The organism is Streptomyces monashensis, assembly GCF_001866665.1.
Classification (GTDB): domain Bacteria; phylum Actinomycetota; class Actinomycetes; order Streptomycetales; family Streptomycetaceae; genus Streptomyces; species Streptomyces monashensis.
Genome location: NZ_MLYO01000019.1, coordinates 91,180 through 102,802, shown reverse-complemented (window position 1 = coordinate 102,802; position 11,623 = coordinate 91,180). Strand labels below are relative to the sequence as shown.

The following is an 11,623-nucleotide window of genomic DNA, read 5'->3' as shown; positions in this document are numbered from 1 at the left end:
CTGCCGGGCGCTGGTGTCGTACAGGCGAATGGTCACCACTCCAGGGTAGTGGGCGTGGCGTGGTGCCCGGTGCCGCATGGCTCAGAACATCCCGACGACCTTCTCCGGGGTGATCCTGACGATCACACGGTCGGCGTCGTCGGCGGAGGCGGGATTGAACTCCGCGTATTTCTTGCCGGTGTACTTCAGCGACAGTTCGTCGATCAGTTCCTCGGCGCCCTGCACGGCGAACTCCGCGGTGCCGCGGATCTCGGCGTAGACGTACGGCATCTCGGGATCCTGGACGACGACGCTCACCCGGGGGTCGCGGTCGAGGTTCTTCTTCTTGCGGCGGTCGACAGTCGTGGAGAACAGGACCTGGTCGCCGTCCCGCTTCACCCACACCGGGGACAGCTGGGGCCGGCCGTCGGGCTGGATCGTGCCGACCACGATGAAGACGGGACCGTCGAGCACGGACTTGAGCCGGTCGGGCAGGGTGGCGGGCATGGTGGCTCCTTAAGTCGGCGGTGACTCTCCGGGTACCCTCGCACGCTCTCCGCTCACCCGCACCACGAGCGACGGCCGCCGCCCGCCTCAGCCCGTACGGACCACCAGCGCCGTCGCGATCGCCATCAGCCCCTCGTCGCGGCCGGGGAAGCCGAGGCCGTCCGTCGTCGCGCCCGAGACGGAGACGGGCGCGCCGGCCGCCTCGGAGAGGACCTTCTGGGCCTCGTCGCGGCGCTTGCCGATCTTCGGACGGGGGCCGACGACCTGTACGGCGACGTTGCCGACCGTGAAACCCGCCGCGCGGACGATGCGGGCGGCCTCCGCGAGCAGGGTCACCCCGGGGGCGCCGGACCACTCGGGGCGCCCGGTGCCGAAGTGCTGCCCCAGGTCACCGAGGCCGGCGGCGGAGAAGAGCGCGTTGCAGGCGGCGTGCGCGACGACGTCCGCGTCGGAGTGGCCGGCCAGCCCCGGCCCCTCGCCCTCCCACTTCAGGCCCGCGCACCACAGCTCACGGCCCTCCTCGAAGGCGTGGATGTCGGTGCCGATGCCGACTTGGGGAAGCAGGACCGGAGGCTGCGGGGACTGCGGGGGCTGCGGAGACTGCGGGGGCTGCTCAGAAGCCATCGTTCAGCCTCCTGCGGGCCAGGACCGCCTCGGCGAGGACCAGGTCGAGGGGGCGGGTGACCTTGAAGGCCTCCTCGTGACCGGGGACGGTCACGACCGGCAGCCCGAGCTGCTCGACCATGCTCGCGTCGTCCGTCACGTCGTCGGTGACGGTCTCGTGCGCCCGGACCAGGGTCGTGCGGTCGAAGCCCTGCGGCGTCTGGACCGCGCGCAGGCGGGCGCGCTCCGGGGTGGCGACGACCGGTTCGGGGGCTCCTGCCTCGGCGGCGGGCTCGACCTCCTTGACGGTGTCGGCCAGCGGCAGCGCGGGGACGACGGCGGGTGCGCCCGCGCCGACGGCCTCGATGACCGCGTCCACGGTGTCGACCGGGACGAGCGGGCGGGCCGCGTCGTGCACGAGGACGACGCCGTACTCGGGGGGCAGGGCGTCCAGGCCCCGCTTGACCGATTCCTGACGGGTGTCACCGCCGGGGACCACCAGGAAGTCGGTCCTCTCGGGCAGCGCGTGCGCGTCGAGCAGGGACTTGACCTCTTCGGTGCCGTCGGACGGGGCGACGACGATCACGAGGGACACACGGCGGGACGCGGCGAGCGCGCGGACCGCGTGGATGAGCATGGGCGTGCCGTTCAGCGCGCGCAGCGCCTTGGGGGCGCCCGGACCGAGGCGTACGCCCCGGCCGGCGGCGGGAATCACGGCTGCGACGGGGGTCTGCGCAGGTGAGGGGCGCGATTCGTCAGACATCGGTTCCTGTCAGGTTTGTGTGCTCGACCTAGGTGGGTATGGCCTGGAGGAGTGCCGGGCGCGCTGCCTTGACCGGACCCTTCCGTGACCCTGGTCGAGGCCGACTGCCCGGGCCCGGCACATCAAAATATCGGGGGGTCTTTCCTGTCAGGAAGTCGCCCGATCGGCGCGTGGGTACGAACATGCCGCAGCGCCCGGCGACGGGATCCGACAGGGTCAGTGTCGGATCCGTGTCATCGGGCACCGCGGCATTTCACTGTGCGCATTTCACTGTGCAGAGCGTGCTGCGCGAACCGGCGGCGAAAGTTCGCCACCGTGGCGCATCAGGAGGCGAGCACCTCGTCGAGCAGAGCCTCGGCCTTGTCCTCGTTCGTGTTCTCCGCGAGGGCCAGCTCACTCACCAGGATCTGGCGGGCCTTGGCGAGCATGCGCTTCTCACCGGCGGACAGTCCGCGCTCGCGCTCACGACGCCACAGGTCACGCACGACTTCCGCGACCTTGATGACATCACCGGAGGCGAGCTTCTCCAGGTTTGCCTTGTAGCGACGGGACCAGTTGGTGGGCTCCTCGGCGTACGGCGCGCGCAGCACCTCGAAGACCCGGTCCAGCCCGTCCTGACCGACCACATCACGCACGCCCACGAACTCAGCATTGTCCGCTGGCACACGCACCGTAAGGTCACCCTGGGCGACCTTCAGCACCAAGTAGGTCTTGTCCACGCCTTTGATCTGGCGAGTTTCGATGGCCTCGATCAGCGCGGCCCCGTGATGGGGATAGACCACGGTGTCGCCAACCTTGAACGTCATGTGACAGGTACCCCTTCCGTGGCTATCCAGGGTAACACGGATACGGCGTCTTCTGAATGGCGTTTTCGCAGGTCAGGGCATATCTCGGGGCTTGACAACAGCAACAGGAACGTGCTTCGAGGGGCCTGCGCGAGCGGGTATTCGCAGGTCGGAGGGGCTCTTCGGGCGGGGTGAAACACGCGCGTCACACACCCCGAGCACCCTCTCCAGGCGGCTTAACATCCCGATTTGTCCTGTTCCAAGCGTACGACTTCCGCTACTCCGTTCGGTGTGTGCGGGCGGATCCGGAGGGCGATCCGGAGGCGGCCGCGACGGGAATCCGGAATTGATCAACGGCTGCCCGAGGGGTGCCGGGTGATCAATATCGGGGACGGTCGTCGGGCGGCGGTCGAGAGAAGGCTTCAAGACAGCCGTCAAGAGGGCCCGCATTCCTCCACGTAATTTTTGCGCGCGGTTATGTGAATGGCGGACGAGCACCCGGCAAAGTTACGGAAGAGGCGCCTGTGTCCGGAGCGACGAGGCCCGCACGCAGTACCCCAGCCGGAGGCAAGCGGGACGCTTGGGGAGGGTCGGGTGCGGCGGCGCGGGAACGGCTCGGTAACCTAAGGCCGCTGACAGACACTTAGGGTGGCTTTATAAGGGGAGCCGCCCGCGCGTTCAAGGAGTTGCCGCCGCCGTGAGCAGCAGCCTTCGACGCGGCGCCCTCGCCGCCTCCGCCATCGTCTTCTCGATCGCCTCGCTCGCCGCATGCGGCGCCGGCAACGGCTCGCAGACCCTGGAGATCAAGCCGGACAACGCTGCCACCAAGGTCGGCAACATCAAGGTCCAGAACGCGCTGATCATCACGCAGCCCGACCTGCAGTCGACCGGGCCGGCCGTCGTCTCCGCGACCCTCTTCAACCAGGGCGAATCGGACGAGACCCTCCAGTCGGTCGCCATCCCGGGCACCAGCGGCACGGTCAAGCTGACCGCCGCCAAGGGCCAGAGCCTCACCGTCCCGGCGCACGGCTCCCTGGTCATCGGCGGTCGGGGCAACGCCTCCGCGGAGGTGCCCAGCGGCCGTACGGCGGTCCAGGACGGCAACGTCCAGAAGGTCACCTTCACCTTCAGCAAGACCGGCGACGTGAGCCTCAGCGCCTTCGTGGTCCCGGCCACCAGCTACTTCGACAAGTGGGGCCCGAGCACGATCCCGTCCGCCCCGGCGGTCCCCACGGGCGCCCCGGGCCCCTCGGCCTCCACCAGCGGCAAGCCGGAGAAGGGCAAGGGCAAGGGCGGCAAGGCGACCCCGTCGTCCTCCCCTTCGTCCTCCGCCTCGTCCGCCACGGGCACCACGGGCACCACGGGCACCAACGCCACCCCGAGCGACTCGGCGTCCCAGTCGGTCGCCGGTCACTGAGCACCGCGCCACGCGCGAAGGGCGGCACCCCGGCAGGGGTGCCGCCCTTCGTCGTACACGGGGAAGGCCCGTACGGCCATGGGGCCGGGCCGGCGGTCTACGGCTCGAACTTGTAGCCCAGACCGCGGACCGTCACCAGGTAGCGCGGGGCGCCCGGGTCCGGCTCGATCTTGGCGCGCAGGCGCTTGACGTGGACGTCGAGGGTCTTGGTGTCGCCCACGTAGTCGGCGCCCCAGACGCGGTCGATCAGCTGCATGCGCGTCAGGACGCGGCCGGCGTTGCGGAGCAGCATCTCGAGGAGGTCGAACTCCTTGAGCGGAAGGTCGACCTTGGAGCCGGCCACCGTCACCACGTGGCGGTCGACGTCCATCCGGACCGGGCCCGCCTCCAGCGCGGCCGGGGTGACCTCCTCCGGCTCGCCGCGGCGGCGCAGGACGGCACGGATGCGGGCCACCAGCTCGCGGGACGAGAAGGGCTTGGTGACGTAGTCGTCGGCTCCTATTTCGAGGCCCACGACCTTGTCGATCTCGCTGTCCTTGGCGGTCACCATGATCACCGGGACGTTGGAGCGGCCGCGCAGCTGACGGCACACCTCCGTACCGGGCAGACCCGGCAGCATCAGGTCGAGGAGGACGAGGTCGGCGCCGTTGCGCTCGAACTCGTCGAGTCCGTCGGGGCCCGTGGCCGCCACTGCGACCTCGAAGCCCTCCTTGCGGAGCATGTACGACAGGGCGTCGGAGAAGGACTCCTCGTCCTCGACGACGAGCACTCGGGTCACGGAAGGACCTCCGGGGCGGGAAGCGGTTCGTACGGGGATGATTCGGTGGAGCCGCCGGCCTCGTCGTCGAGGTCGGGGTCCGGGTGCTGACCGGCACGGTCGCGGGCCAGGCCCGCCTCCGGCAGTCTCAGGGTGAAGGTGGAGCCCTGGCCTTCGGCGCTCCAGACCGTGACCTCCCCGCCGTGCGAGGCGGCCACGTGCTTGACGATCGCGAGACCCAGACCGGTGCCTCCGGTCGCCCGGGAGCGGGCGGGGTCGACGCGGTAGAAGCGCTCGAAGATGCGGTCCTTGTCCTTGTCGGAGATGCCGATGCCCTGGTCCGTGACGGCGAGTTCGATCATGTCGCCACCGGGTGCGGAGACCCGGCGGGCGGCTATGCCGACGCGGGTGCGGGCCGGGGAGTAGTTCACGGCGTTCTCGACGAGGTTGCCGAGGGCGGCGGCCAGCTGGCCGCGGTTGCCCCAGACGCGCAGGTCGGCGGTGCCTCCCGCGGCCATCGTGATCTGCTTCGTACCGGCCTGGTGGCGGCAGCGGTCGACGGCCTCGGCGACGAGTTCGTCCACGCGGACGGGCTCGGCGTCCTCCAGCGGATCGTCGTTCTGCACGCGGGACAGGTCGATGAGCTCCTGGACCAGGTTGGTCAGCCGGGTCGCCTCGATCTGCATGCGGCCCGCGAAGCGCTGCACGGCCTCGGGGTCGTCGGAGGCGTCCATGACCGCCTCCGAGAGGAGGGACAGCGCGCCGACGGGTGTCTTCAGCTCATGGCTGACGTTCGCCACGAAGTCGCGTCGTACCGCCTCGATCCGGCGGGCCTCGGTCAGGTCCTCGACCAGCAGCAGGACCAGGCGGGAGCCGAGCGGGGCCACGCGGGCGGAGACGGCGAGGGCCTCGCCGCGTCCGGTGCCCCGCCGGGGCAGGTCCAGCTCGACCTGGCGTATCTCGCCGTCGCGTCTCGTGTCCCTCGCCATCTGGAGCATGGGCTCCACGGCGAGCTTGCCGCCGCGCACCAGCCCGAGGGCGTAGGCAGCGGAGCTGGCCTTGACGACGGCGTCGGCCTCGTCGAGGACGACGGCCGAGGAGCGGAGCACGGACAGCACGGTGTCCACGCCGGGCGGAAGTACGGGATCGGTGTGCAAGGAAGTCCTGGTCGGTCGCTTCTGGTCGCGTTCGCTCCAGCGGAACGCCAGCATGGCGATGACGCCGGTGAGCACCCCGGCGATCGCTGCCGCTGCGGCGACCGCCGCGTTCACGTCCATGCATCCAGGTTAAGCAGGGCGTACGACATAGCCACAGCCGTCCAAGGGCGACCTCGAACACTCGTCGCCCAGAGTTCACCTTGGAGCCAGTGCCGGTTCACTTGGGGTGGCAGAAACGGACGCGTGCGGACCGGAACGTGGGAGCGTGGGACCAAGCACACCTATGAGAGGGAACCCTGATGCGGGACGCGTACCACGAGGAACTTGACTCGATCGGCGATGGTCTGGTGGAGATGGCCCGGCTGGTCGGGTCGGCGATCGGGCGCGCCACGACCGCCATGCTGGACGCCGACCTCAAGCTCGCCGAGAGCGTCATCGAGGCGGACCAGAAGGTCGACGAGCTCCAGCACGACCTGGAGGCCCGGGCGATAGCCCTGCTGGCGCGGCAGCAGCCGGTGGCGACCGACCTGCGCATCGTCGTCACGTCGCTCCGCATGTCCGCCGACCTGGAGCGCTCCGGCGACCTCGCCCAGCACGTGGCGAAGCTGGCCCGGCTGCGCTTCCCCGAGCGCGCGGTGCCGCGCGACCTGCACGCCACGATCCTGGAGATGGGCCAGCTCGCGCAGCGCCTGATGGCGAAGGCGGCCGAGGTGATCATCACGAAGGACGTCGACCTCGCGCTCCAGCTGGAGCAGGACGACGACGAGATGGACCTGCTGCACCGCACACTCTTCCAGCACCTGATCGACGAGCGCTGGAAGCACGGCATCGAGACGGCGGTGGACGTCACCCTGCTCGGCCGCTACTACGAGCGCTACGCCGACCACGCCGTGGCCGTCGCCAAGCGCGTGGTCTACCTGGTCACGGGCGAGCACGCGGACGAGCTCCAGCAGGACATCCAGCCGGTGACGGGCGTCGAGGGCGCCTGACCGGCACCGGGGCCGTACGGCAGCGCCGCCGGCCGGCAACGGCGGTACGGCCCCGCTGCGCGGCCCCGCGGTACGGCCCTGGGGCAGGGCCGGGGGCTTGCGGGGGTGGCCGGACGGAGCGCGCGAGCGCCACTGTGCGCCGTTGATGCGCCCTGGGAAGCGGGCATGAAATAAGCGAGGGCATCCCTGCCCCAGCGTCCAGGAGGGTACCCATGGCCGAATCCCCCAGCACCACGCCAGACCCCACACAGGAACGCGAGACCGACCAGCCCGCCGAGACCAGGAGCCTTCCGCTGTTCGGTGCGTGCGGCTGCGGCTCGGGCTGCGGCTGCGGCTGCCAGTCGGGCAACCCCTGCCAGTGCGGCTGACGGACCACCGGAACAGCGCACGAACACCCGGGGCCGGTGTGAAGCGACGTCACACCGGCCCCGTGACACAGGGGTTCGCCCTGCACGCAATACCTACTTCTTCTTGCCCTGGTTCTTGACCGCCTCGATCGCGGCCGCGGCCGCCTCGGGGTCGAGGTAGGTGCCGCCCGGGGTGATCGGCTTGAAGTTCTCGTCCAGCTCGTAGGCCAGCGGGATGCCCGTCGGGATGTTCAGGCCCGCGATGTCGGCGTCGGAGATGCCGTCCAGGTGCTTGACCAGGGCGCGCAGCGAGTTGCCGTGGGCCGCGACCAGGACCGTGCGACCGGCCAGGAGGTCGGGGACGATGCCGTCGTACCAGTAGGGGAGCATCCGGACGACGACGTCCTTCAGGCACTCCGTGTCCGGGCGCAGCTCCGGCGGGATGGAGGCGTAACGGGCGTCGTGCGCCTGGGAGAACTCGGAGTCCTCCGACAGCGGCGGGGGCGGGGTGTCGTACGAGCGGCGCCAGAGCATGAACTGCTCCTCGCCGAACTCGGCCAGCGTGGCCGCCTTGTCCTTGCCCTGGAGGGCGCCGTAGTGGCGCTCGTTCAGGCGCCAGCTGCGGTGGACCGGGATCCAGTGGCGGTCGGCGGCCTCGAGGGCGAGCTGCGCCGTGCGGATCGCCCGCTTCTGGAGGGACGTGTGGACCACGTCGGGGAGAAGGTCGGCGTCCTTCAGGAGCTCGCCACCGCGGACTGCCTCCTTCTCGCCCTTCTCGTTGAGGTTGACGTCCACCCAGCCGGTGAACAGGTTCTTCGCGTTCCACTCGCTCTCGCCGTGGCGGAGGAGGATCAGCTTGTACGGTGCGTCGGCCATGGGAAAGAGCGTAATCCACGGCTTCGGGGCGCCGTCCTGCCCGGCCGGTGGGTGGACGGTTGACGGGGTTTGTTAATCGAGTGGCAACCGGCGGACCGGCTCTGTAATTTGTGCCTACCGCTTGCGCTACTTACATCGCCCTCGCGTCCGGGGCATCGTCCATCCACGGGGGTCTGCTGTCATGTCCGCAACCAGTCTCAGGCGTGCCGCGCGGGAGACCGTCTCCGGGCTCCCCCGTGAGTTCTGGTGGCTGTGGACCAGCACCCTGGTCAACCGGCTCGGCGCCTTCGTGGCCACCTTCATGGCCCTCTACCTCACGCTCGACCGCGGCTACTCCGCCTCGTACGCCGGTCTCGTCGCCTCGCTCCACGGGCTCGGCGGGGTCGTCTCCTCGCTGGGCGGCGGAGTCATGGCCGACCGGCTGGGGCGGCGGCCGACGCTGCTCATCGCCCAGACGGCCACCGCCGCCTCCGTCGCGTTGCTCGGCTTCATGACCGACCCGGTCGCCATCGCGGCCGTCGCCTTCCTCGTCGGCATGGCCTCCAACGCCTCCCGGCCGGCTGTGCAGGCGATGATGGCCGACCTCGTCCGGCCCGCGGACCGGGTGCGGGCGTTCTCGCTGAACTACTGGGCCATCAACCTCGGGTTCGCCGTCTCCTCCACGGCCGCCGGGTTCATCGCCGAGTTCAGCTACCTCGCCGGGTTCCTGATCGAGGCCGGAATGACCCTGGCCTGCGCGCTCGTCGTCTTCCTGAAGGTGCCCGAGTCCCGGCCGCAGGCCACGGACAGCGAGGACGCGGAGGAGGCCGTCAGCCTCGGGACCGTGCTGCGCGACGGGCGGTACATGGCCGTCGTCGGGCTGTCCTTCCTCGTCGCGCTGATCTTCCAGCAGGGGTCCGTGGGACTGCCGGTGGCCATGGGCCGGGCCGGGTTCTCGCCCGCCGACTACGGCCTCGCCATCGCCGTCAACGGCATCCTGATCGTCGCGCTCCAGATCCCGGTCACCCGGTTCATCGAGCACCGCGACCCACGCGCCCTTCTGATCGCCTCCTCGCTCCTCGCCGGGTACGGCTTCGGACTCACCGCGTTCGCCGGGTCGGTCGGCGTCTTCACGGTCACCGTGTGCGTGTGGACCCTCGCCGAGATCGTCAACGCGCCGACCCAGACCGGCCTCGTCGTCCGCCTCTCCCCCATCCACGGGCGCGGCCGCTACCAGGGCGTCTACACCCTGTCCTGGTCCGTCGCCGCGCTGGTCGCCCCGCTGATGTCCGGCGCCGTCATCGACCGCTGGGGCGCACGGTGGCTGTGGGCGATGTGCGCCGCGGTGGGAACGCTCGCGGGCCTGGGGTACGGGGTACTCATGCGGGGTCTGCCGAGGGAGACATCGGCGGAATCCGCCCCGGCGACCGGGGACGCGGGCGCAGCGGGCGTGGCCGTGGAGGACGTGGACGCGGAGACCAAGGGCACGGAGCCCGAGAGCCTGACGGCCGAAGGCGCGACGGCCGAGGTCGGCGCCGCCTGAGCGAACAGGCGAAACAGCCCCCGTCAGGACGCGGGGTCGTGGGAGAGCGCAGGGGCCGGGGGCGCGGTGGCCAAGGGTGCCGCAGTCGAGGTTCGCTCGGTCCGGGCGGGCGGGGAAGCCGTCGCCCGCGCCGCAGGGGCGAGCCCCCTGCCACGCGTGGTGATCTGCGGGCAGGGGGCTCGGTGAGGTGATCGGGGTGATCAGAGGGAGATGCTGACGCCCACGTGGCCGTACTGGCCGAGGACGCTCTGCGCCTCGCCCGTGATGCCGCTGAGCTGGGACAGCACCTCGCTGCTGGTGATGGTGGTGGCGCCGAGGGAGGCACTCGCCTCGGGGCTCAGGCCGCCGGCGACGGTGTCGAGGTCGGCGTCGGAAAGCTCGGCGGTCTGAACCTGGTGAGCGGAGTTCATGGGGAAACTGCCCTTCGCATGGATGGTCCACAGGGGAAAGCGGCACCGCTGGGGACAGACGGTGGGCCGCGGCCGCGGGCGTGCGCCGGCCTTTTCAGGACACCTCGGCGCGGTCCCGACGGTGCCAGCGATCCAACCACGCGCCGCGCCGGGCAGCCAGTCAATCGCCGCTCCCACCTGCCCGGTTGGCCGCTCCGGTCGTCCCATCCGTGGGGGCTCGATCACGCTTCGGGGGCAGTTCCTCCACACCTCCCGCCACACAGGCACACCACAGCTCTTGCCACCGGCGAGGCGATCACGACAACTCCGCACCAAGGGGAACCGAGGGAGAAGAACCAAGCACGCATGCCCGGAAGTTGCGTACGCGCTGTGCAGATTCGGCGCCGGGCCGCGCGGGCGGCGATCGGACGGGACGAGAGCGGAGTGAGAGGTGATGGCCGTCACACTCGGCCGTGTCACATCTCGGCGCGCCCGCCCGTCAGAGGTGTGTACTCATCGACGACCACACAGGAGCAGATCATGGAAGCGCGTCTGAACCTCTTCGGCAACCCGCTCGCCGGCAAGGCGATCAAGCACCTCAACGCGGTGGGCACGGTGGTCGCGGAGTCCGGGCTGCCCGCCGCCACGCAGGAGCTGGTGAAGATCCGGGCCAGCCAGATCAACGGCTGCGGGTTCTGCACCGACATGCACACCAAGGACGCGACCGCCGCCGGTGAGACCGCGCAGCGGCTGCACCTGGTCGCCGTCTGGCGGGAGGCCAAGGTGTTCACCGAGGCCGAGCGGGCCGCCCTGGAGCTGGTGGAGGAGGGCACCCGGATCGCCGACGCGGCCGGTGGTGTCCCGGACGAGGTGTGGGCGAACGCCGCCAAGCACTACGACGAGAACCAGCTCTTCGGCCTGATGACACTGATCGCCCTCATCAACGCCTACAACCGGCTGAACGTCATCGTCCGGATGCCCGCCGGCGACTACCAGCCGGGCCAGTTCACGTAGTCACCCGAGGGTGCCGGAGGGGGGCGGAGGGGCGCCTCGCCCGCGCGGACGCGTCTCACGGATGCATCCGCGCCCCCTTCAGCACCTTGTCCACCCCGCTCCGCGGGCCGTACACCGCGAGCCCGACCAGGTCCAGCTCCGCCGTCGGCACGGCCCGCACCGCCGCCCGGTTGTCGCGGTCGTTGCCCGTCGTGAACAGGTCCGCGGTGAAGACCGCCCTGGGCAGGGCGCGGCTCAGCGCCTTGGTGTGGGCCGCCTTCAACGTCTCCTTCGTCCCCTCGAAGACCAGCACCGGCTGGCGGAACATCGGCAGGTACCCGACCCCGTCAGCGTCCTCGTACGGCTCGCCGATCACCTCGGGAACCTGACTGCCGAGGCCGCTGACCAGGAACGCCGTCACGTTGAGACGCTGCCAGGGCTCCAGGTCCTCGCGCAGCAGCACGGCGATCTTCGTGTCGAAGCGGACAGGGCGGACAGGCTCGCCGGGGAACAGTTCGGTGTTCATGCGGTGAGACTGC

The 11,623-nt window shown here is 70.5% G+C and carries 14 protein-coding genes; 5 read left to right on the top strand and 9 right to left on the bottom strand.

All coding sequences use genetic code 11. The features are described 5' to 3' along the window. Window positions 1-81: 81 nt before the first annotated feature. The 4 genes from BIV23_RS12160 to BIV23_RS12145 all read right to left on the bottom strand — a co-directional run bounded on the left by BIV23_RS12160 (window position 82) and on the right by BIV23_RS12145 (window position 2,658). Window positions 82-486 carry a PPOX class F420-dependent oxidoreductase gene (locus tag BIV23_RS12160; protein ID WP_071380807.1) on the bottom strand — a complete coding sequence of 135 codons (405 nt, stop codon included), beginning with the start codon at window positions 484-486 and terminating at the stop codon, window positions 82-84. Window positions 487-573: 87 nt separating this feature from the next. Then, window positions 574-1,110, bottom strand: coding sequence for a 2-C-methyl-D-erythritol 2,4-cyclodiphosphate synthase (gene ispF / locus BIV23_RS12155; protein ID WP_071380806.1), 537 nt, complete (start codon window positions 1,108-1,110; stop codon window positions 574-576). Next, a complete protein-coding gene (gene ispD, locus BIV23_RS12150) occupies window positions 1,100-1,852 on the bottom strand; it encodes a 2-C-methyl-D-erythritol 4-phosphate cytidylyltransferase (RefSeq protein WP_071380805.1) in 753 nt (250 codons plus the stop codon). Before ispD ends, ispF begins: the two co-directional genes overlap by 11 nt. Window positions 1,853-2,175: 323 nt before the next feature. After that, window positions 2,176-2,658: a CarD family transcriptional regulator gene (locus BIV23_RS12145; RefSeq protein WP_003953493.1), complete on the bottom strand. Its 483-nt coding sequence runs from the start codon at window positions 2,656-2,658 to the stop codon at window positions 2,176-2,178. Window positions 2,659-3,334: 676 nt separating this feature from the next. On the opposite strand from BIV23_RS12145, the gene BIV23_RS12140 reads away from it, so the two are divergent. After that, window positions 3,335-4,054, top strand: coding sequence for a copper chaperone PCu(A)C domain-containing protein (locus tag BIV23_RS12140; protein WP_071380804.1), 720 nt, complete (start codon window positions 3,335-3,337; stop codon window positions 4,052-4,054). A 97-nt stretch (window positions 4,055-4,151) separates the two neighbouring features. Here BIV23_RS12140 and phoP read toward each other — a convergent pair whose 3' ends face one another. Beyond that, window positions 4,152-4,823, bottom strand: coding sequence for a two-component system response regulator PhoP (gene phoP, locus BIV23_RS12135; RefSeq protein ID WP_466437636.1), 672 nt, complete (start codon window positions 4,821-4,823; stop codon window positions 4,152-4,154). A gap of 5 nt (window positions 4,824-4,828) precedes the next feature. Next, window positions 4,829-6,088: a two-component system sensor histidine kinase PhoR gene (gene phoR / locus BIV23_RS12130; protein ID WP_071380803.1), complete on the bottom strand. Its 1,260-nt coding sequence runs from the start codon at window positions 6,086-6,088 to the stop codon at window positions 4,829-4,831. A gap of 179 nt (window positions 6,089-6,267) precedes the next feature. Here phoR and phoU point away from each other — a divergent pair, with 179 nt between their 5' ends. Together phoU and BIV23_RS50270 are read left to right on the top strand one after the other, a co-directional pair. Further along, window positions 6,268-6,957, top strand: a complete 690-nt coding sequence (gene phoU, locus BIV23_RS12125) for a phosphate signaling complex protein PhoU (RefSeq protein ID WP_071380802.1) — start codon at window positions 6,268-6,270, stop codon at window positions 6,955-6,957. Between the two features lie 212 nt (window positions 6,958-7,169). After that, window positions 7,170-7,325 carry a hypothetical protein gene (locus tag BIV23_RS50270; RefSeq protein WP_177239864.1) on the top strand — a complete coding sequence of 52 codons (156 nt, stop codon included), beginning with the start codon at window positions 7,170-7,172 and terminating at the stop codon, window positions 7,323-7,325. 93 nt (window positions 7,326-7,418) lie between these two features. Here the strand turns inward: BIV23_RS50270 and BIV23_RS12120 are convergent, their stop codons facing one another. After that, the gene (locus tag BIV23_RS12120) at window positions 7,419-8,180 is read right to left on the bottom strand and encodes a phosphoglyceromutase (RefSeq protein ID WP_071377689.1); all 762 of its coding nucleotides are present in this window, start codon (window positions 8,178-8,180) and stop codon (window positions 7,419-7,421) included. A 181-nt stretch (window positions 8,181-8,361) separates the two neighbouring features. On the opposite strand from BIV23_RS12120, the gene BIV23_RS12115 reads away from it, so the two are divergent. Next, window positions 8,362-9,702, top strand: coding sequence for an MDR family MFS transporter (locus BIV23_RS12115; RefSeq protein ID WP_071380801.1), 1,341 nt, complete (start codon window positions 8,362-8,364; stop codon window positions 9,700-9,702). Between the two features lie 200 nt (window positions 9,703-9,902). Here BIV23_RS12115 and BIV23_RS12110 read toward each other — a convergent pair whose 3' ends face one another. Next, window positions 9,903-10,112, bottom strand: coding sequence for a hypothetical protein (locus BIV23_RS12110; protein WP_071380800.1), 210 nt, complete (start codon window positions 10,110-10,112; stop codon window positions 9,903-9,905). 519 nt (window positions 10,113-10,631) lie between these two features. Between BIV23_RS12110 and BIV23_RS12105 the strand changes: the two genes are divergently transcribed. Beyond that, window positions 10,632-11,105 carry a carboxymuconolactone decarboxylase family protein gene (locus BIV23_RS12105; RefSeq protein ID WP_071380799.1) on the top strand — a complete coding sequence of 158 codons (474 nt, stop codon included), beginning with the start codon at window positions 10,632-10,634 and terminating at the stop codon, window positions 11,103-11,105. A gap of 55 nt (window positions 11,106-11,160) precedes the next feature. Here BIV23_RS12105 and BIV23_RS12100 read toward each other — a convergent pair whose 3' ends face one another. Next, window positions 11,161-11,610, bottom strand: a complete 450-nt coding sequence (locus BIV23_RS12100) for a DUF2000 domain-containing protein (protein ID WP_071380798.1) — start codon at window positions 11,608-11,610, stop codon at window positions 11,161-11,163. Window positions 11,611-11,623 lie beyond the last annotated feature (13 nt).